20 protein-coding genes are annotated in these 21,673 nt (G+C 69.7%); 14 read left to right on the top strand and 6 right to left on the bottom strand.

What is annotated here, in order from left to right:
• The 6 genes from urtB to PSC72_RS11610 all read left to right on the top strand — a co-directional run bounded on the left by urtB (position 1) and on the right by PSC72_RS11610 (position 5,949).
• On the top strand, positions 1-951 hold the full coding sequence (gene urtB, locus PSC72_RS11635) for an urea ABC transporter, permease protein UrtB (protein WP_274326043.1): 951 nt from the start codon (positions 1-3) through the stop codon (positions 949-951).
• Positions 941-2,083, top strand: a complete 1,143-nt coding sequence (locus PSC72_RS11630) for an ABC transporter permease subunit (RefSeq protein WP_274326042.1) — start codon at positions 941-943, stop codon at positions 2,081-2,083. The genes urtB and PSC72_RS11630 overlap by 11 nt, the downstream gene beginning before the upstream one ends.
• The gene (locus PSC72_RS11625) at positions 2,080-2,880 is read left to right on the top strand and encodes an ABC transporter ATP-binding protein (protein WP_274326041.1); all 801 of its coding nucleotides are present in this window, start codon (positions 2,080-2,082) and stop codon (positions 2,878-2,880) included. Before PSC72_RS11630 ends, PSC72_RS11625 begins: the two co-directional genes overlap by 4 nt.
• Positions 2,877-3,578 carry an ABC transporter ATP-binding protein gene (locus PSC72_RS11620; protein WP_274326040.1) on the top strand — a complete coding sequence of 234 codons (702 nt, stop codon included), beginning with the start codon at positions 2,877-2,879 and terminating at the stop codon, positions 3,576-3,578. Before PSC72_RS11625 ends, PSC72_RS11620 begins: the two co-directional genes overlap by 4 nt.
• A 132-nt stretch (positions 3,579-3,710) precedes the next feature.
• Positions 3,711-3,932 carry a phage terminase large subunit family protein gene (locus PSC72_RS11615; protein ID WP_274326039.1) on the top strand — a complete coding sequence of 74 codons (222 nt, stop codon included), beginning with the start codon at positions 3,711-3,713 and terminating at the stop codon, positions 3,930-3,932.
• Between the two features lie 88 nt (positions 3,933-4,020).
• On the top strand, positions 4,021-5,949 hold the full coding sequence (locus tag PSC72_RS11610; RefSeq protein ID WP_274326038.1) for a PINc/VapC family ATPase: 1,929 nt from the start codon (positions 4,021-4,023) through the stop codon (positions 5,947-5,949).
• Between the two features lie 231 nt (positions 5,950-6,180).
• Here PSC72_RS11610 and PSC72_RS11605 read toward each other — a convergent pair whose 3' ends face one another.
• Together PSC72_RS11605 and PSC72_RS11600 are read right to left on the bottom strand one after the other, a co-directional pair.
• A complete protein-coding gene (locus PSC72_RS11605; RefSeq protein WP_274326037.1) occupies positions 6,181-7,026 on the bottom strand; it encodes a formate/nitrite transporter family protein in 846 nt (281 codons plus the stop codon).
• 243 nt (positions 7,027-7,269) lie between these two features.
• Positions 7,270-9,489 carry a PQQ-dependent sugar dehydrogenase gene (locus PSC72_RS11600; protein WP_274326036.1) on the bottom strand — a complete coding sequence of 740 codons (2,220 nt, stop codon included), beginning with the start codon at positions 9,487-9,489 and terminating at the stop codon, positions 7,270-7,272.
• A 251-nt stretch (positions 9,490-9,740) separates the two neighbouring features.
• On the opposite strand from PSC72_RS11600, the gene PSC72_RS11595 reads away from it, so the two are divergent.
• Positions 9,741-10,871 (top strand): hypothetical protein, encoded by a 1,131-nt coding sequence (locus PSC72_RS11595; protein ID WP_274326035.1) that lies wholly within the window; start codon positions 9,741-9,743, stop codon positions 10,869-10,871.
• Between the two features lie 60 nt (positions 10,872-10,931).
• On the opposite strand, the gene PSC72_RS11590 is transcribed toward PSC72_RS11595, so the two are convergent.
• On the bottom strand, positions 10,932-11,198 hold the full coding sequence (locus PSC72_RS11590) for a winged helix-turn-helix domain-containing protein (protein ID WP_274326034.1): 267 nt from the start codon (positions 11,196-11,198) through the stop codon (positions 10,932-10,934).
• 260 nt (positions 11,199-11,458) lie between these two features.
• Here PSC72_RS11590 and PSC72_RS11585 point away from each other — a divergent pair, with 260 nt between their 5' ends.
• Positions 11,459-11,761 carry an EMC6-like membrane protein gene (locus PSC72_RS11585; RefSeq protein ID WP_274326033.1) on the top strand — a complete coding sequence of 101 codons (303 nt, stop codon included), beginning with the start codon at positions 11,459-11,461 and terminating at the stop codon, positions 11,759-11,761.
• Positions 11,762-11,763: 2 nt separating this feature from the next.
• On the top strand, positions 11,764-13,593 hold the full coding sequence (locus PSC72_RS11580) for a ribosome biogenesis/translation initiation ATPase RLI (RefSeq protein ID WP_274326032.1): 1,830 nt from the start codon (positions 11,764-11,766) through the stop codon (positions 13,591-13,593).
• A gap of 43 nt (positions 13,594-13,636) precedes the next feature.
• Here PSC72_RS11580 and PSC72_RS11575 read toward each other — a convergent pair whose 3' ends face one another.
• On the bottom strand, positions 13,637-14,263 hold the full coding sequence (locus PSC72_RS11575) for a hypothetical protein (RefSeq protein ID WP_274326031.1): 627 nt from the start codon (positions 14,261-14,263) through the stop codon (positions 13,637-13,639).
• A gap of 222 nt (positions 14,264-14,485) precedes the next feature.
• Here PSC72_RS11575 and PSC72_RS11570 point away from each other — a divergent pair, with 222 nt between their 5' ends.
• On the top strand, positions 14,486-15,439 hold the full coding sequence (locus PSC72_RS11570) for a TIGR03557 family F420-dependent LLM class oxidoreductase (RefSeq protein ID WP_274326030.1): 954 nt from the start codon (positions 14,486-14,488) through the stop codon (positions 15,437-15,439).
• 55 nt (positions 15,440-15,494) lie between these two features.
• Here PSC72_RS11570 and PSC72_RS11565 read toward each other — a convergent pair whose 3' ends face one another.
• A complete protein-coding gene (locus PSC72_RS11565; protein WP_274326029.1) occupies positions 15,495-16,247 on the bottom strand; it encodes a hypothetical protein in 753 nt (250 codons plus the stop codon).
• Between the two features lie 227 nt (positions 16,248-16,474).
• On the opposite strand from PSC72_RS11565, the gene PSC72_RS11560 reads away from it, so the two are divergent.
• The 4 genes from PSC72_RS11560 (at position 16,475) to PSC72_RS11545 (ending at position 20,313) form a co-directional block, all read left to right on the top strand.
• The gene (locus tag PSC72_RS11560; protein WP_274326028.1) at positions 16,475-17,428 is read left to right on the top strand and encodes an ABC transporter ATP-binding protein; all 954 of its coding nucleotides are present in this window, start codon (positions 16,475-16,477) and stop codon (positions 17,426-17,428) included.
• Positions 17,425-18,264, top strand: a complete 840-nt coding sequence (locus tag PSC72_RS11555; RefSeq protein WP_274326027.1) for an ABC transporter permease — start codon at positions 17,425-17,427, stop codon at positions 18,262-18,264. The genes PSC72_RS11560 and PSC72_RS11555 overlap by 4 nt, the downstream gene beginning before the upstream one ends.
• A 186-nt stretch (positions 18,265-18,450) precedes the next feature.
• Positions 18,451-19,248, top strand: a complete 798-nt coding sequence (locus PSC72_RS11550) for an SDR family NAD(P)-dependent oxidoreductase (RefSeq protein WP_274326026.1) — start codon at positions 18,451-18,453, stop codon at positions 19,246-19,248.
• Positions 19,249-19,329: 81 nt separating this feature from the next.
• The gene (locus tag PSC72_RS11545) at positions 19,330-20,313 is read left to right on the top strand and encodes a WD40/YVTN/BNR-like repeat-containing protein (RefSeq protein WP_274326025.1); all 984 of its coding nucleotides are present in this window, start codon (positions 19,330-19,332) and stop codon (positions 20,311-20,313) included.
• A gap of 12 nt (positions 20,314-20,325) precedes the next feature.
• On the opposite strand, the gene PSC72_RS11540 is transcribed toward PSC72_RS11545, so the two are convergent.
• Entirely contained in the window at positions 20,326-21,654 is a 1,329-nt protein-coding gene (locus PSC72_RS11540) for an ATP-binding protein (RefSeq protein WP_274326024.1), read from the bottom strand.
• Between the last annotated feature and the right edge of the window lie 19 nt (positions 21,655-21,673).

The raw sequence follows: 21,673 nt of genomic DNA, 5'->3' as shown, positions 1-21,673 counted from the left end.
ATGGTCAACGGCCTGAACCTCGCGTTCCAGGTCCTCGATAGCTTCGCGTTCGTCGTGCTGGCGGCGGCGGGGCTGGCCGTCATCTTCGGCATCATGGGCGTCATCAACCTCGCCCACGGCGAGTTCATCCTCGTCGGGGCGTACGCGACGACCCTGTCGGTCACTAAACTCGGGCTGCCGCTGCCCGTCGCGATAGTCGTCGGGTCGCTCGTGACCGCCGTCTTCGGCGTCGCCGTCGAGCGGACGATCATCTCCGGGTTCGTCCCCAACTGGATCGGCCAGCGGACCGTCGGCCGCGATCTGGTCGAACCGCTGTACGACCGCCTGGCCGACTCGATGGTCGCGACGTTCGGTCTGAGCCTCGTCATGGTCCAGGGCGCCCGGATCATCTTCGGGAACAACCTCGATACGGTCGGGACGCCGTTCGGGAACGTCTCCTACGGCGCGTTCTCCTACTCGACGTACCGGCTCGTGCTCGCGGGCGTCAGTATCGCTGTCCTCGTGGTGGCCTACCTCGTGTTCACGCGCACGACCTTCGGTACGCGGGTCCGCGCGACGATGGCCGACGAGCAGACCGCCAAGTCGCTCGGCGTCGACACCGAGCGGACGTACATGCTCACCTTCGGGATCGGATCGGGACTGGCCGGCCTGACCGGCGCGCTGTTCGCGCCGGTGCTGTCGATGCAACCGACGCTGGGCGACCAGTTCCTCATCGAGGCGTTCGTCGCGGTCGTCGTCGGCGGCCCCAGTGTCGTCCTCGGCACGGCGCTGTCGGGCGGTGTGCTCGGCGCCATCAGCGCGACGGTCACGAACCTTACCGACTCGACGACCTTCGGCCGGATCGCCCTGCTACTGGCCGCGATGCTCGCGCTCCGGTTCCTGCCGGGTGGGATCACCGGATTCATCGAGCGAGTACGGAGCCGCCGACGGGAGGCGACCGATGGCGACTGAATCGACCGGAGCCGGCGGGACCGACCGCGGCCCCGTCGCACGCGTTCGCGGCCGCCTCGAAGGTCCGAACACCATCGGCAATTCGCGGGGCTTCTGGGCCGGCTTCGCCGTCGCCGTCCTCGCGCTCGCGGCGTTGCCGGTGTTCGCCAGCGGCGAGCAGTTCTCGCTGTTCCTCGTGCTGGCGATTCTGGGGCTGTCGCTATCGCTCGTCTGGGGCTACTCGGGCGTGCTCAGCTTCGGGCAGGTCGTCTTCTTCGGCGTCGGTGGCTACACCTTCGGCGTCGTCTCGATCAACCTGCAGGACGCGACCGGGATCACCGCCGGCGCGATTCTCGGTGTGGTGCTCGGCGCCGTCGTCGCCGCGCTGATGGGCTACTTCATGTTCTACGGCGGCGTCCGCGACGTCTACGTCACCATCATCACCCTCGTCTCGACGATGGTGCTGTACACGTTCATGTCCCAGACCGCCGGCTCGGAGTGGACCATCGGCGAAGCGCCGCTCGGCGGGTTCAACGGGATGCCCGGCATCCCGCCGCTCAGGCTGGGCGTCGAGGGGCTGTTCGCCTTCCAGTTCCGGTACAACGAGATGACGTTCCTGGGCCTGTTCGAGTTCGAACCGTTCTACTACCTCGCGGTCGTCGTCCTCGTGGCCGCGTATCTCGGCCTGCGCGCGCTGGTCAACTCCGACTTCGGCCGCATGATGGTCGCCGTCCGCGAGGACGAGGACCGCACGCAGATGTTCGGCTACGACGTCAAGCGGATCAAGCTGCTCACGTTCACGCTCGGCGGCGCGCTCGCCGCGCTGTCGGGCGTGCTCTTCACTGCCCGCAACGTCTACATCAGCCCGAGCGTGTTCGAACTGTGGTTCGCCACGCTGCCCGTCATCTGGGTGAGCGTCGGCGGCCGCAAGAGCCTGCTCGGCGCCGTGATCGCCACGATCGGCATCGAGTACTTCCGGCTCTCCGTTCAGGGCGAGATGGCGCTGGTCGTCCTCGGGGCGCTCCTGCTCGTCTTCATCCTCGCGCTGCCCGGCGGCATCGTCCCGTGGATCGCAGACCGGTTCGCGGGTAACGCCGTTCCGGTCTCGGAGATCGACGACGCGGACGCACCGCGGGAGGTGACCGACTCGTGAGTGAAGCCGACACGGGCGGCGAGGTCAGCGACCCGAACGTCCGCGAGACGCCGGCCGGGAAGGCCACCGGCGAGCGCACCGACACCCTGCTGCAGACCGACGACCTGGTCAAGCGCTTCGGCGGGTTCACCGCCACCGACTCGGTCGACTTCGCCGTCGACGAGGGCGAGCTGCGCTGTCTCATCGGCCCCAACGGCGCCGGGAAGTCGACGCTGCTCAAACTCATCGTCGGGACGCTCAGCCCCTCGGAGGGCAGCGTCTACTACGACGGCCAGGACGTCACCGACCTCGACCCGGACGAGCGCGTCCAGCGGGGGATCAGCATGAAGTTCCAGGTCCCCTCCGTGTACGGCGACCTCTCGGTCCGCGAGAACGCCCGCCTGCCGATTCAGCAGTTCGCCGACGGGGAGGAGCGCCGCCGGCGCGTCGACGAGGCCATCGCCGACGCCGGCCTCGCGGGCTACGAGGACGTCGAGGCGAGCACCCTCTCGCACGGCCAGCAACAGCAACTGGAGATCGGCATGGCCGCCGCGCTCGAACCGGATCTCCTCCTGCTGGACGAGCCGGTCGCCGGCCTCTCGGTCGACGAACGCGACGAAATCGCCGAGCGGATCCAGCGGCTCAACCGCGAGGAGGGCATCGCCTTCGTCGTCATCGAGCACGACACGGACTTCGTCGCGGAGATCGCCGACACGGTGACCGTGCTCCACCAGGGCGACGTCTTCCGCGAGGGCTCCATCGAGGAGATCGAGGCCGACCCGGAGGTCAGGCGGATCTACCTGGGGGGAGAGCAGTGACGCTCCTCGAACTCTCCGGGGTGACCGCCGGCTACGACGCGCCGGTGCTCCGGAACGTCGATCTGTCCGTCGAGGAGGGCGAGATCGTCGGCGTCGTCGGGAAGAACGGCGTCGGCAAGACGACGCTCATGAAGACGGTCGTCGGCCTCCTCCGCGCGGACGAGGGAACCGTCTCCTACGACGGCGCCGACGTGACCGGCCAGTCCGCGGACGAGCGCGCCCGCGCCGGGATGGGCTACATCCCGCAGGGCCGGGACATCTTCCCCGGACTGACCGTCGAGCAGAACCTGAAGATGGGCGAGCACGTCAACGCGAGCAGTTCGGCGACCCGCTACGAGGAGGTCTACGACCTCTTCCCCGTCCTCGAAGAACGGGCCGATCAGGACGGCGAGACGCTGTCGGGCGGCCAGCAGCAGATGCTCGCCATCGCGCGGGCGCTGGTCGCCGACCCCGACCTGCTGTTGCTCGACGAGCCCTCGGAGGGCGTCCAGCCCTCCATCGTCGACCAGATCAGCGAGGACATGCGCGCCATCAACGAGGAGTTCGGGACGACGATCCTCTTCGTCGAGCAGAACCTCGGCGTCATCCGCTCGATGGCCGACCGCTGTTACGCCATGGAGCGCGGCGAGATCGTCGACGAACTCGGCGCGGAGGCGCTGGCGGACGAGGACACCATCGCGAGTTACCTCGCGGTCTAGCCCGGTCCGAGGACCCGATCACGCGCCCGTCTCGGCCGCGAGTGTGAGACACAATTCCACGCTTTCGCGGTCTCTACCGAATGATAATGGGCAAAAGGCGTTATCCGTGTCCGGTCGTTACTTGAAAGTACCATGAGCGCACACGCCTCCTCCACTCCCGACCGCGACCCGCCGCCGAAGGCGGTGTTGTTCTGCCCGGAGTGTGGACACGAGAGCGCGACGACCGGCGACTGGATCGTCCGCGAGAGCGAGGAACCGAGCGACGAACGCGCGAGCGGCGCCGCCTACGAGTGCCCCGACTGCGAGACCGTCATCACGACCCGCAGTCGAGCAGAACTCCCGCAGTACGCCTGACCGAGCGGCCGCAGTACGCTCGACCGGTCGGGGGTGCCCACCCCCGCACATCAGGGGCCTTTTCACGGCGGGACGCCGTACGAACGGTATGAACATCGTTCCGGACACGAGCGTGGTCATCGACGGCCGCGTGTCCGAGCAGATCGAAGCCGACGCCGACCCCGACTCCGAAGCCGTCGGCGAGGGATTCGCCGGTGCCACCGTCTACGTCCCCGAGGCGGTGGTGGGCGAACTCGAAGCGCAGGCCAACGACGGCCGCGAGAGCGGCTGGGACGGGCTCGGGGAGCTCCAGCGGCTCGCCGAACTCCACGACGACGGCACGGTGACCGTCGAGTACGTCGGTCGCCGCCCCGCCGAGGTCGAACAGCGGGAGGCCGGCGAGGGGAAGATCGACGCGATCATCCGCGACCTCGCCGAGGAACACGACGCGACGCTCGTCACCAGCGACGTCGTCCAGAGCGAGGTCGCGAAGGCCAAGGGCCTCGACGTGGTGTACCTCGAACCGCGCGGCCGCGACGCCGAGTCGCTCGACATCGAGCAGTTCTTCGACGAGACGACGATGAGCCTCCACCTCAAGGTCGGCGTCGCGCCGATGGCCAAGCGCGGCGAGATCGGCGACATGCACTACGAGACCATCCGCGAGGAGGTCTCGACCGAGACCGACCTCAAGGAGTGGGCCCAGGACATCGAGAACTCCGCGCGCGCCAGCGCCGACGGCTTCGTCGAACTCGACGAACCGGGGATGACCATCGTCCAGTTCCACCAGTACCGCATCGCCATCGCGCGCCCGCCGTTCTCGGACAAACTGGAGATCACCGCCGTCCGCCCCATCGTCAAGACCGACCTCGACGACTACGAGCACGCCGACGAACTCCGCGAGCGCCTGCTCGAACACCAGCGCGGCGTCCTCATCTCCGGCGCGCCCGGCGCCGGCAAGTCCACCTTCGCCCAGGCCGTCGCGGAGTTCCTCGCCGACTCGGACTTCGCGGTCAAGACCATGGAGAAGCCCCGGGACCTCCAGGTCGGCGACAACATCACCCAGTACACGGAACTTGGCGGATCGATGGCCAAGACCGCCGACTCGCTGCTGATGGTCCGGCCGGACTACACCATCTACGACGAGGTCCGGAAGACCGACGACTTCGAGGTGTTCGCGGACATGCGCCTCGCGGGCGTCGGCATGGTCGGCGTCGTCCACGCGACGCGCGCCATCGACGCGCTCCAGCGGCTCGTCGGCCGCGTCGAACTCGGGATGATCCCGCAGGTCGTCGACACCGTCGTCTACATCGAGGCCGGCGAGGTCGACACCGTCTACGACGTGACGACCGAGGTCAAGGTCCCCGAGGGGCTGATGGAGGAGGACCTGGCGCGCCCGGTCATCATGATCCGGGACTTCGAGACCGGGCAGCCGGCCTACGAGATCTACACGTTCAACCGCCAGGTCGTCACCGTCCCGCTCGGCGACAACGCCGCCGACGGCGGCGCCGGTCGCGAGAGCGGCACAGAGCGCATCGCCAAGCAGGAGGTCGAGCGCGAAATTCGAGCCATCGCCCACGGCCACGTCGAGGTCGAGATCAAGAACCCCAACACCGCCGTGGTGTACGTCGAGGACGACGACATCTCCGCGGTCATCGGCAAGGGCGGCGGTCGCATCTCCGACGTGGAGAACCGCCTCGGCATCGACATCGACGTCCGCACGCTCAGCGAGCGCCCGCAGGGCGCAAGCGGCGGTCCGGGCGGTGCCGGCGGTGGTGGCGCCGGCGGTGGGAGTGCGGGCGGCCCCGGCGGTGCGGGCGGCGGCGAGATCGTCTCCCCCGAGATCACCTCCCGCCACGTCGTCATCCCGATGGACGGCTACGAGGGCGACACCGTCGAGGTGCAGGCCGACGGCGAGTACCTCTTCACCGCGACCGTCTCCCGCGGCGGCGAGGTGCAGGTCTCGCGCGGCTCTGCGATCGCCGAGGAACTCGAACGGGCGATCGACCGTGGGAAGACGATCACCGTCTCGCCGTCGTAGTCGGCTGTTCACGTCCGACGACCGAAGCGAGTCGGTTCTCCGACGGTGAGGCCGCAGGCCGAACCGTCGGCCGTTTTCGCCCACGCTTTTGCGCGAGCGGGTTCCCGCAGGGCCGAAGGCCCGAGGAAACCCCGAGCGGAAAAAGGTGGTTGAAGACGATCACGGTCTCGCCGTCGTAAGGTGTCCGCCGAGCGCCGGCGGCGCGAGGCGGTTCGCGCGAGCGACCGGCGGTCAGGGACCGCGACCGCGAAGCGAGACCTCTTCGGGTTCCGGCCCGGCGCGGACGACGTGGGAGTACTTGAGGAGGCCGACGAAGAAGACGCCCCCGATCACGTTCCCCAGCGTCGACCACAACAGGAAGCCGGCGTAGTCGACGAGACCGATGCGCGGACTGGAGAAGACGCCGAGCAGGACCTCGACCGTGCCGGCGATGGAGTGGGGCAGGTGGGCGAAGCCGATCGCGCCGGTGATGAAGACGACGACGAGGATGACGCTGGTCGTGTCCCGCGCCGCGACGACAAGCCAGGAGAGCAGTCCCATGAGCCAGCCGGCCAGCACGGCGCTCAGCAGGGTCGCCCACCAGGCATAGCGCACGAACACGTCTGCGATCGCGACGAACGCGCCGGGTTCGACGATGTCGATGGACGGGCCGACCAGCACGGCGAGCCCGGTGAACACGACGCAGCCGGCGATGTTCGAGACGTAGACGGTCACCCACATCCGCAGCAGGTCCCGGAGCGACGACTGCCCGTCGAGCACCGGAAGCAGCGACAGGACGGTGTGTTCGGTGAACAGGGCCGACTGCCCGAGGACGACGAAGATGAACCCGATCGCGTAGGCGCCGGCGACGACTAGCTGCTCCGCCAGCGCGCTCGTCTCCGGGCCGGAGTGGCTCAGGACGACCGCCATCAGAAGCGGGCCGAACCCGATGTCGAGGCCGGCCGACAGTCCCGAGAGGGCGATGCCGCTGGTCGGCCGCCGCAGCTCGGCGATCCCCTCTTCGATCTCCTCTTCGAGGATCGTCTCCTGTGACTTCTGCGCGGCGTCGCCCACGTCCGACTCGGTGTCAGAACTCACTGTCGGTAGACTCTCTCGGTCGGGGCCGACCGCGCCGCGGTTCGCTGGCCCGGCGCCGGATCGGGCCCCGGTTTCGACTGGTCCGTCGGCCGGTGCGTCGCTCGCGTCGGTGCGGCGCTCGTCGGATGGTCCGCGGGGACGACAAAAAGCATCCGCGATCGTTCGACCGTAACCGACGACCAACCGGCGATAGGGGCGACCTATCTGCGGGACGGCGAGTCGGTCGGGCGCCGGCCGACGGCGCTACTCGCTCGACTCCGTCGCGGTGCCGGTCGCTGTCCCGGTGCCGGTCTCCGTCTCGGCGCCGGGTTCGGTCCCGGTCTCCGTGCCGGCGGCCGCGGTCCCGGTCCCCTCGTCGCCTTCGCCGGGCGGAACGATCTGCAGGACCGCGCCGGTCTCGCCTTCCGGGACGCCGTTCTTGCTGACGAGGACGTAGATCGCCCCGTCGGCGTCCTGGCCGAACGCGCGGACGTACCAGCTGAACTCCCCCTGGACCTGCAGTTCTTCCATGTCCCAGAGCTCGTCGCGGGGGACGTTCTCCGGGCCGATTTCGGGCGGCTGATCCGTCCCGGTCCCGGTCTCGGTCTCGGCGGCCGTGTCGGTCGCGGTCGCCGTGTCGGTGGCCGTCCCCGTCTCGGTCGCCGTTCCGTCGTCCGGCACGTCGAAGTCCTCGGGCACGGTGGCGGCGAGGATCCGGCCGTTCGGGCCGGCGACCGTGGGCTGGCTGTACTCGCCGAAGATGTACTTGCCGCTGAGGTCGGCGATCGCGTCGTTCTCGTAGCGGTGGCCGCCGACGATGACCTGGCCCACGGGCGTCCCCTGGTAGACGTGGGGGTACTCGACGACGGGGTCGATCAGCGGGCTCCCGTCGTACGGCGCCTCGTTCGGCTCGGTCTCCGGGCAGTCGGTGATGGCGCTCACGTCGCTGGGCTGGTCGGTGCTGAAGCAGTGGGTCCCCTCCTTGACGTTCCAGCCGTAGTTGCCGCCGGCCTCGACCACGCTGGCCTCCTCCCAGAGGTTCTGCCCGGCGTCGGTGACGAAGCAGTTGCCCTGCGAGTCGAAGGAGATGCCGTAGGGGTTGCGGAAGCCGTAAGCCCAGATCTCGTCGTAGGCGCCCGGCTCGTTCACGAACGGGTTGTCGTCGGGGATACCGTAGGGCTTCTCTGCCTCCTCGTCGCCCTCGCCCGCGGGCGTCGCCGTCCCCTGCGGCGTGCCCGTGCCGTCGGCGGTCGGTGTGGGCGTCGGCGTCCCGCCGGGGGTGGCCGTCTCGTCGCCGGCGTCCACGTCGATGCGCATCACGTCCCCGAGCAGGTTGTGGTGGAGGTCCTGGCCGTTGCCGCCGCGGTTGCGGTCGTACCAGTCCGGGACGTGACCGTACATGTCGTCGTTGGCGCCGCCGCCGTCGCCCATCGGGACGTAGAGGTACCCGTCGGGTCCGAACGCCATCGGACCGGCGTTGTGGTTGTACTGGGGGTGCGGGATGCGCAGCAACTGGTTCTCGGAGTCCGCCTCCGCGGAGAGCCCGTCCTCGCTGGCGGTGAACTCGGAGACCACCTCGATGTGGTCCCAGTTGATCGACTTGAGTTCGTCCGTCGGCGGTGCGCTGTAGTGCAGGTAGAACCGACGGTTCTCCGCGAAGTTCGGATGGAAGTCGAGGCCGAGCAGCCCTCGCTCGTCGTACTCTTGGTCGGAACTGGCGTACAGGCCGTAGAACCGCCCGAGCTCGACCATCCGATCGCTGACGTCGATCATCGGTTCGTCGCGGAGGCCGTCCTCGGTGAGGACGTACACCTGTCCGGTCTGGTCGGAGACGAACGACCGCGGGTCCTCGGGCGGCCCGGTCGCGTGGTCGGTCGGCGCCGTCAGCGGCCCGTTCGCGACCTCGCGGACACCGACTTCGGTACCCTCGTCGAAGAAGCCCGCGTCGACGCCGGGCGCCGCGGTCCCGGTCTCCGTCTCGGCGCCCGGCGTGGCTGTCGTCGACCCGGAGATTTCGACGTCGCCGACCATCGTGGTCGGGTGGATGGTGCAGATGTACTGGGCCATCTCCTGGGTCGCCGTGAACGTCAGTGAGAGTGTGGCTCCCTCCTCGGACGTCGTCTCCGTCGAGACGATGGCGTTCCCCTCGTCGTCCTGGATCGTGAAGTTGTGGGGGAGGCCGTCGAGGTTCTCCCAGACGACCTCGTACTGGGCACCGGCGGTCAGTTCGATCGTCGGGTTCTCCTCGCCGTCGATGGCCGGCGGCGCGCGCCCGATCCACGCTTCGACTTCGCCGCCGAAGCGGTAGGTCTGCTGTTGTCGGCCGAGCGCCATGCTCCCCAGGCCGGTCAGCGCGCCGGTCGCCGCGCCGACCTGGAGCAGGCGACGGCGTGAGGGACGCCATTCGCCGACTCCGGTCGATCGTTCGCCCTCGGTACCGCGGTTCGTCCCCGTCGCTCGGGGGTCTGTGTTCTCGTCTGTCATTTCTCGGTCCATCTGTAGCTCCGCTAGAGCGGTGAAAAGTGCAGAGCATCGTTCTCGCGGTATCCGCCGCGAACTCGGGATAGAGCGCGCTTATTCCGGATCTGGGCGCTCGTTACTCGCGGAAACCTCGGGTTTCGAGCGCGCCCGACCGCCGGTCGATCATGCGGAATCTGAACTTACTCGCCGTCAGTGCTCGATCCGCGCACAAACGGTCTCCGCCAGTTTTTCGTGCGCGGCCGGAAGGGCCGGCGATGGCACCAGACAGACGAACGGTCCTCAAGGCGGGCGGTATCGCTGCCCTCGGCGCGCTCGGAGGCAAGTACGTGCCCGACGTCCCCGTGAACGTCGCACGCGCCCAGTCCGACGTGTCGACCGAGTACCCCGAGATCCGGTTCGCGGTCCACCAGGACCCGGGCCAGGCGGTCAACTGGGTCCTCCCGGCGAAGCGCCGCATCGACGAGTTCGTGTTCGGCACCCCCGACGAGCCGATCAACACGGGCCAACACTGGGTGAACGTCGCCGACGGGCCGGTCGCCGACCTCCTGGGCGAACAGACCTACCAGGTCGGGCTCCCGCTCGACAAGCGGCGGACGACCGAGGACGGATCGGCGTACACGGTGACGACGTTCAACACGTTCGCGAGCCCCTCGCGTCGGGAAGTCAGCGGCGAACTCGACCTCACCTACGTCGACCGGCGACCGTGGGACGAACCGGGCGCGGGCACGGACACGCCAGACACGGTCGAGCTGACCGCCGAGTTCACCGACCCGGCGGACAACCAGTACCGCCTGGAAGTCGGACAGGTGTTCCAGCCGCCGATCCCGCCGTGGCAGACGGGCGGCGGCGTCGTGACGAACTCGTGGCTCCACGGCGTGACCGGGACCGGGTCGCCGCTGCTCCCGACGGAGTTCGCCTACGGCGCGTTCTGGGGGGTCGGGAACGTCGTCGTCAACGGCGAGGTACGCAACGAGCGGCAGGTGATCCACTTCATGACGACCCAGATGATCCGGAAGTCCGACTACACGCTGGCGATCGACCCGGAGCTCCCGCTCTCGCCGGACGAGGCGTACCTCGGCAACCTCCACCAGACCCACGCGGTCGTCGCGCCGATCCGCGTCACGCCAGACGGGCCCGTCCCCTCGCCCGTCGAGACGGCCTTCGAGTTGCCGAACGGCAACACGCAGCCGTTCATCCACGTCATGTGGGACGAGGAGACGATCGACGGCTACACCGTCGTCGAACCGGAGGAGGGCGCGGAGACGGCTACGCCGGGTACGGGAACGACCGCGCCGGGCGACGGGACGGCGACCGCGACCGAAACGGCATCCACCGACGCCGCGACCGGGACCGAGACGCCGACGGAGACCGAGACCGACGGCTGAGCGGCGGTCGGACGGGGCCACGGGCGGGGAAGTCGGCGGGAGAACGGCGAGAAACGGTCGTCAGTCGGCAGAGGCGGGGGCTTCGCACTCGCAGTCGGCCTTGTCGATCTCGTAGAGGTTCTGTCGCGCGTCCGCGAAGTAGACGTCTTCCTCGACGACGCCGATCTCTTCGAGCCGTTCGAGGGCGTAGCGGACGGTCCGTGCGGAGAGCATCGACTCCTCGACGATCCCTTTCTGCGTCAGCGGACCGTCGTACTCCAGTACTTTGTAGACGAGTTTCGCGCTCGGCGGCAGATCGCTGAGGTCGTCCCCGTCTGTGTCGGGCATCGATAGGAGGGTAGGGCGCGCGTACAATAAAGATTGACACTGGAGTTAGCCAAGATCGGTGGGAAACGCCGGATCACCGCCGGAATCGGCGTTCGGGATCACCGCCGAAATCGCCGTTCGGGATCACCGTCGGAATCGGCCCCGGGCCCGGGGCCGGCCGGCGACTGATCGGGCGGGTCGCCGAGCGCACTTCCGACCGGTCGCCGACGCTCGGAGAGGGGAACGAACGGCTTTTTAGCCCGCGTGGCGGAAACAGACGTATGGCTACCGAAACCGCCGAGGGCTGGGACGACCACCTCCGGGGGCTGACGGTGACGACCTTCGCCTCCCTGCTCGGGATCGGCGCCGGCGTCGCCGCGGCGGCGCTCGCGGCCGGTCCCGGCGACCGGCTCGGGCTCTACCTGCTCGGGGCGGCCGTCCTCGTCCAGTTCCCGGTCTACATGGCGATGGGTATCGACGTGGACGACTTCGGCCCGAAGGAGTACCTCTACGTCGCGTTCATCACCTTCTCGCTGTGGTTCGTCTCCTGGGGAATCCTGCTGACCGCGGGGACCCCCCTCTAACCATGGCCGACGACTCCATCGCGGTCGTCGACCTCGACCGCTGTCAACCCGACCGCTGTAACTACGAGTGTGCGAACTTCTGCCCGCCGAACCGCTCGGGCAAGGAGTGCATCGTCACGCGCGAGGAGCGCTTCGGCGACGAGCCCTACGAGGGCGGCCCCGACCAGATCCACATCTCCGAAGATATCTGTCTCGGCGAGTCCTGCGGCATCTGCGTCAACAAGTGCCCGTTCGACGCGATCGAGATCATCAACCTCCCGCAGGAACTGGACGACGACCCCGTCCACCGCTACGGCGAGAACGCCTTCGCCCTCTACGGCCTGCCGGCGCCCCAGGAGGGCCAGGTCACGGGCATCCTCGGCCCGAACGGCATCGGGAAGACCACCGCCGTCCGCATCCTCGCCGACGAGATGGCCCCCAACCTCGGCCAGGTCGCCGGCGACCCGCCCGGCTGGGAGGCCATCATGGACGAGTACCGCGGGACGGAACTGCAGAACTACCTCGAAGAGCTGCGCGCCGGCGACGTGACCGTCGCGCGCAAACCGCAGTACGTCGACCAGATCCCCGACCAGTTCGACGGGACGACCCGCGAGCTCTTAGAGCGGACCGACGAGCGCGGCGCGCTCTCGGACCTGATCGAGCGAGTCGGCATCGGCCCGGTCGTCGACCAGGACATCGACACGCTCTCCGGCGGCGAACTCCAGCGCGTGGCGCTCGTGGCCTGTCTCGCCCGCGACGCCGACTTCTACTTCCTCGACGAGCTGACGCCCTACCTCGACATCGGCCAGCGGATGACCGCCGCGCGACTCGTCCGCGAACTCGCCGACGAGGAGGACCGCTCGATGCTCGTCGTCGAGCACGACCTGGCCATCCTCGACCTGCTCGCCGACACCATCCACGTCGCCTACGGTTCCTCCGGCGCGTTCGGCGTCATCACGAGCCCCAAGTCCACCAAGAACGGCATCAACGAGTACCTCGGCGGGTTCCTCGAGAACGAGAACATGCGCATCCGCCAGGAGTCGATCACCTTCGAGGAACACGCCCCTCGCCAGACCGCCGAGGGCGACGTGGTCGTCGAGTACCCCGACCTCACCAAGTCCTACGGCGACGGCGAGTTCTCGCTCGAAGTCGAGGGCGGGGAGATCCAGGAGAACGAGGTGCTGGGCGTCGTCGGCCCGAACGGCATCGGGAAGTCGACGTTCGCGCAGCTACTGGCCGGCCGCCTCGAACCCGACGAGGGGGAGGTCGACGCCGACCTCGACATCGCCTACAAGCCCCAGTACGTCGAGATCGACCAGCCGATGCGCGTCGACGCCTTCCTCGCCTCCATCACCGACGACTTCGGGACCTCCTACTGGAACACGGAGATCGCCGACCCCCTGCAACTGGACCGCGTGATGGAACAGAACCTCACCGACCTCTCGGGCGGCGAGCGCCAGCGGGTCGCCATCGCGGCCTGCCTCTCCGAGGACGCCGATCTGTACCTGCTCGACGAGCCGTCGGCCCACCTCGACGTCGAACAGCGGGTGCGCGCCACGAGCGCCATCCGCCGCTACGCCGAGAACCACGACGCCACTGCCCTCGTGATCGACCACGACATCTACATGGTCGACCTGCTCGCCGATCGCCTGCTCGTCTTCGACGGCGAGCCGGCCGAACGCGGCCACGCCTCGCCGCCGGTGGGCATGCGCGACGGCATGAACGAGTTCCTCGCGAACCTCGACATCACCTTCCGCCGCGACGAGCGCACCGGCCGTCCCCGGATCAACAAACCGGGCAGCCAGCTCGACCGCGAGCAGAAGAACGCCGGCGAATACTACTACAGCGACTGAGCGGTGGCCCGGTTCTGATCGGGTCGCAACCGTTCGCCGCGGGTCACTTTTCTGCTGACGCGAGCACTCGCGCGACGTAGCTCTGACGCCAGAGCAGCCACCCGCCGAGACACACCGCCAGCAGGCCGAGAGCGGTAACGGCGACGGCACCCCAGTGGGTCTTCGCGAGCGCGCACGACAGCGTCTCTCGCGCACACGCTCCGAACAGGGGCTGGGCGACGGCGCCGAAGTACACCAGGCCGCTACCGGTCACCACGGCGGCGACGCCCGCCAGCGCCTTCAGCAGCATTTCTCGGCCGCTCGGCGGATCGGCGAGGATCGCTTCTCGGGCGCCCGCGCGCGGACCCGCCGCCTGTGAGAACCCGGCGGCCAGGAGCAACAGGAGCGCGACGGGGGCGACGAACAGGCCGATCGACATCATCCCGACGATCGCCAGACCCGTCGTCAGGAGGGCGGCTACCCAGACGAGCGGCGTCCGGTTCGTCCACGCGCCGACCGCGGCGACGGCGGCGAGTCCGACGACGGCGAGCACCCACCCCGCGAAGAACGCGTCGGCGAACGGGTCCGGATAGAGCAGGGCGAACGCGGCCGCACTCGCAGCGCCCACGGCGAGCGCGCTCGCCTGTCGACTGGCCGTCTCGGGTGACGGGACGCCGATCGCGAGCGTCACGGGGACTGGCTCCTCCGGCGTTCGCCGTGCGGTTCGACGGTCGGGCTCACGTCCGATGACGACGTCACGACCGATACTTCGCGGAACGGGACCGTTACGTCACCGCCGGTCGCCGGCGCCACCCCCTGTCGGTCCGGACAGCCCCACCGTCCGACGCGCCCTTCGTACGCCGGCATCGGGCTTACCGATCCGACGGGAGTAACAACCGCAGAGCCCTCGATTATGCCCGAAATCGGATACACCTTGTCGAGCGAGGAGCACCACCCGAACGACCTCGTCGAGTACGCCGGCCGCGCCGAGGAGGTCGGGTTCGACTTCCTCTCGATCTCCGACCACTTCCACCCGTGGAACAGCAACCAGGGCGAGGCGCCGTTCGTCTGGTCGACGCTGGGCGGCGTCGCGGCGGCGACCGACGACGTCGACGTCGGCGTGGGCGTCTCGGCACCGATCATGCGGATGCACCCCGCGATCTACGCGCAGGCGGCCGCGACGGCGGCGGCGATGTTCGACGGCCGGAACTTCTACGCCGGCGTCGGCACCGGCGAGGCCCTCAACGAGCACGTTCTCGGCGACCACTGGCCGGAACACGAGGTCCGCCTGGAGATGCTCGAAGAGGCCGTCGAGGTGATCGACGACCTCTGGACCGGCGAGAACGTCTCCTTCCACGGCGAGCACTACACCGTCGAGAACGCGAAGCTGTTCACGCTCCCCGAGGAACGGCCGCCGATCTGCGTCTCGGCCTACGGCGAGCAGGCCGCGAAGGCGGCCGCCGACTTCGGCGACGGGTTCTGGTCGGTCGGCCCGCAGGACGCCATCGAGACGTGGGAAGCGGAGGGCGGCGATGGGCCGCGCTTCTGTCAGCTCCAGGCCTGTGTCGCCGACAGCGAGGACGAGGCCGTCTCGACCGCCCACGAGCTGTGGCCGAACTCGGGACTGCCCGGCGAGCTGAGCGCCATCCTCCCCACGCCGAAGCACTTCGAGCAGGCGACGCAGATGGTCTCCGAGGACGACATCAGGGACGGCAGCATCCTGACTGGCCCCGACGCCCAGCAGCACATCGACAGCATCCAGGAAGCTATCGACAAGGGGTACGACCACGTCTACACCATGCAGATCGGCGACGACCAGGAGGCGCTGTTCGACCTCTATCAGGAGGAAGTCCTGCCGTCGTTCTGACCGGACGAGAACGTCGGTACGGGGCGGAGAGGGCCTCGCGAGAGCTATCGGATCGTCACAGCTCTTCCCACACCGTCTGGAGGGTCTGTCCCGGGCGGCGGATCAAGGCGAGGGCGCTCCGGGCTACGGCCGTCGGGTCCCGCCGGAGCGACCGGCCCGCGGGGATCACGTTGTACTTCAGGCCCTGCGCCGCTTTGATGCAGAAGACGCCCGACAGCGCGGCGAACAGGACGAGCAGCGACAGGTAGAGCGCGGCGACCGTGGCGGCGCTGCCGCTGAGCAGGGCCCGCGTCGTCACCCACTCCGCGACGGCGACGGCCAGCACCGGCGCGGCGGCGCCGGTCGCGAGTTTGAGTAACGCGTCGGCGCGGCGGTCCCAGCGGTTGGGTTCGAACTCCTCGCGGAGCGCCTCCTCGGCCTCGCGGCGGATCTCGGCCCGCGTCCGCAGGTCCAGGCCGTCGAGGCTCGCGCAGTCGGCCGACTCCTCGGCGACCCGGTCGGCGCGTCGTCGCGCCCGTGCGGTCACGTCGTCGGGGTCGACGCCGCGGAGTTCCCCGACGCGTTCGAGCACCAGTCGTCCGTCCGCCAGTGCCGCCCCGAGTTCCTCCTCGGACACGTCGCCGAACGCGAGTTCGAGCTGCCGGTCGGGATAGTCGGCGAGCACGTGGAAGTCGAGTAGCCCCGACCGGAGCCGGTCGCGAATTCGCTGCTGATCCCGCCGGATCTTCTCCTCGCTCATCTCGTCGAACCCCTCGCGGATGCGGTCTCGCTGTTTCTTCGTGAGCAGCGAGGCGGATCTACCACCCATGATTCCGACACGTCGCCTCGAATCCTTAATACCCCGCTTCCGTTGGCTCGCCGGTCGGACGGGTGTACGGGGATACACCGACAGAACGCGCGTATGCCCCTGATTCTTCCGCCGTCCGCGCGGCGATCCGCCCCCGATCGAACGCCGGTGTACGCCGATACAGCGAACCTACCAGATCGTGAACAATGGTCGGTGCTTAATCGGGGTCCGGAGGTAGCCGCGAGTGCATGACCGCCATCGAGACGACCGCCCTGACGAAGCGACACGGCGACGCTCGGGCCGTCGACGGCCTCGACCTCACCGTCGAGTCCGGCGAGGTCTTCGGCTTCCTCGGTCCGAACGGCGCCGGGAAATCGACGACCATCGACCTGTTGCTGGGGTTCCAGCGGCCGACCGCGGGGTCGGTGACGGTGCTGGGCCGCGACGCGACGGACGAGGCGCGGGAGGTCCGCGCGCGAACCGGCCTGCTCCCAGAGGGGTACGACCTCTACGAGAACCTGACCGCTCGCGACCACCTCCGGTCGGCCATCGAGGCGAAGGACGCCGACGACGACCCCGACGCGATCGTCGAGCGGGTCGGCCTGGATCCCGACGACGCCCGCCGAGCGGTCGGCGAATACTCGAAGGGGATGACCCAGCGGCTGGCGCTCGGCGTCGCGCTCGTCGGCGACCCGGACCTGTTGATACTCGACGAGCCGTCCAGCGGGCTCGACCCCTCGGGCGCCAAGCGCCTCCGCGAGATCGTCCGGACGGAGGCCGAGCGCGGCGCGACCGTCTTCTTCTCCTCGCACGTGCTCGGGCAGGTCGAGCGGGTCTGCGACCGCGTGGGGATCATGGCCGACGGCGAACTGGTCACCGTCGACGCCCTCGACGATCTGCGCGCATCGATGGACGCGACCACCGTCGTGGAGGCGACCGTCGACGCGTCCCCCGAACCCGACGCAGTCGCCGGGATCGAGGGGGTCAGCGGCGTGACGGTCGACGGCCGCGTCGTCCGCGCGGCGTGTGCGACCGACGACGCGAAGGTTGCGGTGCTCGACCGGCTGAACGACGCGACGACGGTCCGGGACTTCGACACCGAGGCCCCGTCGCTCGAAGCCCTTTTCGAGGCGTACACGAGCGAGCGGGCGGTCGACGGACCGGACGGAAGCGTCGCGGTCGCCGGGGGTGAGTCGCGGTGACGGCCGTCGCCGTCGCCCGCGACGACCTCCTGAACGCTGTCCGGTCCCGGGTTGCGCTCGGGGTCGTCGCCGCGTTCGTCGGGACGGTCGGCCTGCTCTTCCTCGCCGAGTCCGGCATCCACCCCCACCCGTACCGGACGCTCTACGACGTGGTCCGCGCCTACATCCTGGTCGCGCCGATCCTGCTGGCGCCGCTCGCGTACGCGGCAGTCGCGGGCGACCGCGCCAGCGGCCGGATCCGGTTCGTGCTCGGTCTCCCGCGGACCCGCGGCTCGTACGTCGCCGGGCTGGTCCTCTCCCGGACGGTCGTCGCAGTCGGTGCCACGCTGTGTAGCGTCCTCGTCGGATTCCTCGTCGCGCTCGCGACCTTCCAGCATTCGCCGGACCCCGTTCGGTTCGCCGTCTTCTCCGGCGTCTCGTCGCTGTACGCCCTCTCGTTCGTCAGCCTCTTCGTCGCCGTCTCGGCGGTCGCGCGGAACCGGTCGACCGCGATGCTCGGCGCGGTCGGCGCCTACTTCGTGCTCGTCCCGTTCTGGATCGGCATGTTGCCGCCGGTCGGGCTGGACACGGCGCTGACCGCGGTCGGCGACCTCCTCGGGACGACCGTGCCCGAGTCGACCCGGCAGTTGGTCCGGTCGCTGTCCCCCTACGGCGCCTACGGCCGCGCGAGCGAACCGGTGTTCGCGGGCGCTGCCGACCGGTACGAGTTGCTCCACGACTCGCCCGACACGGAACTGTCCCAGTACCTCTGGTTCAACGTGGCCGTCCTCCTGGCGTGGTCGGTCGGGTCCGCGGGGCTGGCGCTCGCCCAGTTCCGCCGGACTGACCTCGTCTGAGCGGCGATTCGAGACGAGCCACTCCCCGCGCCTTCGGCCCTCCACACTTCGCTTTGCCGCTCCCCCCGGCGCACTTCGGCCCTCCACACTCCGCTTCGCCGCGCTCCCCGCGCACGTCGGACTCCCGTCCTGGCTGTCGGCCACCCGCTCCGAAACCCCGTTGGCCCTGCGGCCCGAGACGCCACCATGGGAACCATCAGCGCGGACTTCTCCGAGGACACCGTGATCGTCACCGGCGCGAGTTCCGGCATCGGCCGCGCGGTCGCGGTCGGGTTCGGCGAGGCGGGCGCGACGGTGATCAACGCCGACGTGCGCGCGGACCCGAAAGACCGGAACGCCGAGGCCGCGGCGGGCGACGCCGAGACGCCGACCCACGAACTGATCGACGCGGAGACGCCGGGCCGCGGCGAGTTCGTCGAGACGGACGTTTCGGCGTACGACGACCTCGCCTCGGTCGTCGAGGGCGCCCGCGAGTTCGGCGGCGTCGACGTGATGGTCAACAACGCGGGGATCCACGTCAGCCGCGAGTTCCTCGACGTCACGCCCGATGAGTACGACCGCCTCCACGCCGTCAACGCCCGCGGCGCCTTCTTCGGGACGCAACTCGCCGCCCAGGACATGATCGACCGCGACGAACCCGGCGCCGTCGTCAACACCGCGTCGACCACCAGCGAGCACGCCGAGTGGGAGCACTCCCACTACGCGACGACCAAGGGCGCGGTGAAGATGCTGACCCGGAGCGCAGCGCTCGAACTCGCCCAGCACGGCGTGCGAGTCAACGCCGTCGCGCCGGGCCCCATCGCCACCGAGATCACGGAGGGCTGGTCCGAGCGCGCCGAAGACTCCGTCGGCGACGGCCGCGAACCGCCCACCAGAGCCGGTCGCCCCGGGGACCTGAAAGACGCCTACCGCTACCTCGCCAGCGAGGGCGCCGACTACGTCACCGGGGAGGTCCTCTGGGTCGACGGCGGCAGCACGCTCTGACGGCGCGTCCGGAAAGGTAATGTCGGTTACAAAAACGCGGTTCAGCGAGCGCTTTTGGGTGGCTCCGCCGTGGGTCCGGGTATGCTCCTCGCCGGCAGCGACGACGGCGTGTATCGCCTCCCGGATCTCGATGGGTCGGCCGAGCGGACGGCCGAGCAGGAACTCTGGAGCGGCCGCGTCGTGCGCCTTCGCCAGTTCGACGCGATCGACGGAGTATTCGCCGCGTCGACGACGGCGCTCTGCCACTCCCCCGACGGTGAGACGTGGATCGGCTTGGGGGTCCCTCGGGAGCAGACGTACGCCGTGGGCGCGCTTCCCGACGGTCGACTCTACGCCGGGACGCGTCCGGCCCACGTCTACGCGGGCGAGTTCGAGTACGGCGCGCGAGCGGGGCCGACGGACGACGTCGGTCCCTTCGTCGACTGGGTCGAGTGCGAGGGCTTTCAGGACCTCCCCGCTCGCGACGAGTGGCGGCTCCCCCGCCACGAGAACCTCGCGCAGGTCCGCGACCTCCACCACGACCCGGCCGCTCCCGAGCGACTCGTCGCCGGCGTCGAGGTGGGCGGGGTCCACGTCAGCGACGACCGCGGCGAGACCTGGGAGGAGCGACGGGAGGGGGTGGACGACGACATCCACGAACTCCACGTGGTCGGGCCCGGCGAGTACGTCGCCGCGACGGGTTTCGGGCTCTTCCGGACGACCGACGGCGGTGAGTCGTGGACGCGGCTGGACGAAGGGTTCGACCAGCGGTACTTCCGGACGGCGTTCTCGTTGGACGGGACGGTCTACGCCGGGGGCGCGCTGGCGAACTCCTCGACGTGGGAGGACGACGACGCCGACCCCGAGTTGTTCGCATTCCGAGACGGCTCGCTGGAGCGCGTCGACTTCCCGAAGCCCGACGAGACGGTCACCGGGATGACCGCAGTGGACGGCGACCTCGTCGTGGCGACCCACCGCGGGTCGGTCCTCGCGGACCGCTCGGACGGGTGGACCGCCGTGGGCGAGGTGCCCGTGACCGACGACTTCACGGGCCGGTACACGCCGCTGACGTGGGTCGAGGGCTGACCGCCGTCGCGGTCACTCGCGGAGCGGGCGCGGGTCGGCCGTCGAGGCGTCCCGGTCGGCGGTGGCGCTCGGCAGTTCGACGACGACAGTGGCGCCGTCGTCGTCGCGGACCCGGAGGTCGCCGCCGTAGCGTTCGACGAGCGTCGCGGCGATGCGGAGGCCGCCGCCGTCGGTCTCTCCGCCGGGGCGAAACGCGGACGGGCGCTCCTCGCGTGGGATGCCGGGGCCGTCGTCGCTGACGACCAGCCGCGTCGTCTCGTCGCCGCGCTCGACGGTCAGGGAGATGCACGGTTCGTCCGGGTCCGCGCGGGTCTGCGAACGAGGGCTCGTCGAGCCGTGCTCGACCGCGTCCTGGCGAGCGTGGGAGCCAGGGCTCGTGGAACCGTGTTCCACGGCGTCCTCGTGAGTCTGCGAACGAGGGCTCGTGGAACCGTGTTCCACGGCGTCCTCGTGAGTCTGCGAACGAGGGCTCGTGGAACCGTGTTCCACGGCGTCCTCGTGAGTCTGCGAACGAGGGCTCGTCGAGCCGTGCTCGACCGCGTTCTCGACGAGGTTGTCGACGACCGAGCGGAGGCCGGCGTTGGCGACGACGGGGGCGCTGTCGGGCAGGTCCGTCCGGACGGCGACGTCGGTCGCCGTCGCGGCCGCGGTGGCCACGTCGTCGGTGATCGCGGCCAGGTCGACCGGTTCGTAGTCTGCCTCGCCGGCGACGGTCTTCGCGATCGACCCCGCCGACTCGATGCGTTCGAACGCCTCGTCGGTCTTCTCGCGGACGGTCGTGGCGTGGTCGGCCAGCTCCCCGTCGATCTCTGGATCGGCAGCCTCTAGCTCCGCCGCGTAGGCGCGGATGACCTGCATGTCGTTGCGAAGGTCGTGGCGGACGAGGTCGTTGACGAACGCGAGCGTCTCGCTCGCCCGTCGGGCGCGGCTGGCGTCGGCGAGCGCTCTCGCCCGGTAGTACCCGGCGACGACGCCGGCGACGCCGCCGGCGGACGCGGTGACGAGCAGCGTGAACCACGCCTCGGCGACCGCCCGCCCTTCGATCAGTCGCACGAGGATGGTGAGTCCGAGAACGCCGGTGAAGACGACGAGCCCGCCGAGACACCACACCGCGGCCAGCCACCGGTACTCGGGGCCCAGCTCCGTCTCGCCGAGCCGGTAGCCGGCGTAGGCGAGCAGGAGCGACGGGACTCCGTCGAGCAGGAGCGCGACGAACGGGCCCCGGATAGACCCGAGTGCTGCGGCCTCTGCCGCGTGGTGCGCGAGGGAGGCCAGCGCGAGCGCGGCGCCCGCGCCGACGACGACGCGCGTCCCCGCGTCCCATCGGCGGATACTCTCCATACCCCCCGCCTACGGGATC

Source organism: Halosimplex aquaticum (genome assembly GCF_028747785.1).
In the GTDB taxonomy this organism is placed as follows: domain Archaea; phylum Halobacteriota; class Halobacteria; order Halobacteriales; family Haloarculaceae; genus Halosimplex; species Halosimplex aquaticum.
This window is presented reverse-complemented; position numbering and strand designations above follow the sequence as displayed.

Coding starts and splice junctions, on each gene's coding strand:
- urtB (WP_274326043.1), top strand. CDS start 1: ATGGTCAACGGCCTGAACCTCGCGTTCCAGGTCCTCGATAGCTTCGCG.
- PSC72_RS11630 (WP_274326042.1), top strand. CDS start 941: ATGGCGACTGAATCGACCGGAGCCGGCGGGACCGACCGCGGCCCCGTC.
- PSC72_RS11615 (WP_274326039.1), top strand. CDS start 3,711: ATGAGCGCACACGCCTCCTCCACTCCCGACCGCGACCCGCCGCCGAAG.
- PSC72_RS11610 (WP_274326038.1), top strand. CDS start 4,021: ATGAACATCGTTCCGGACACGAGCGTGGTCATCGACGGCCGCGTGTCC.
- PSC72_RS11600 (WP_274326036.1), bottom strand. CDS start 9,489: ATGACAGACGAGAACACAGACCCCCGAGCGACGGGGACGAACCGCGGT.
- PSC72_RS11595 (WP_274326035.1), top strand. CDS start 9,741: ATGGCACCAGACAGACGAACGGTCCTCAAGGCGGGCGGTATCGCTGCC.
- PSC72_RS11590 (WP_274326034.1), bottom strand. CDS start 11,198: ATGCCCGACACAGACGGGGACGACCTCAGCGATCTGCCGCCGAGCGCG.
- PSC72_RS11585 (WP_274326033.1), top strand. CDS start 11,459: ATGGCTACCGAAACCGCCGAGGGCTGGGACGACCACCTCCGGGGGCTG.
- PSC72_RS11580 (WP_274326032.1), top strand. CDS start 11,764: ATGGCCGACGACTCCATCGCGGTCGTCGACCTCGACCGCTGTCAACCC.
- PSC72_RS11570 (WP_274326030.1), top strand. CDS start 14,486: ATGCCCGAAATCGGATACACCTTGTCGAGCGAGGAGCACCACCCGAAC.
- PSC72_RS11565 (WP_274326029.1), bottom strand. CDS start 16,247: ATGGGTGGTAGATCCGCCTCGCTGCTCACGAAGAAACAGCGAGACCGC.
- PSC72_RS11560 (WP_274326028.1), top strand. CDS start 16,475: ATGACCGCCATCGAGACGACCGCCCTGACGAAGCGACACGGCGACGCT.
- PSC72_RS11550 (WP_274326026.1), top strand. CDS start 18,451: ATGGGAACCATCAGCGCGGACTTCTCCGAGGACACCGTGATCGTCACC.
- PSC72_RS11545 (WP_274326025.1), top strand. CDS start 19,330: ATGCTCCTCGCCGGCAGCGACGACGGCGTGTATCGCCTCCCGGATCTC.
- PSC72_RS11540 (WP_274326024.1), bottom strand. CDS start 21,654: ATGGAGAGTATCCGCCGATGGGACGCGGGGACGCGCGTCGTCGTCGGC.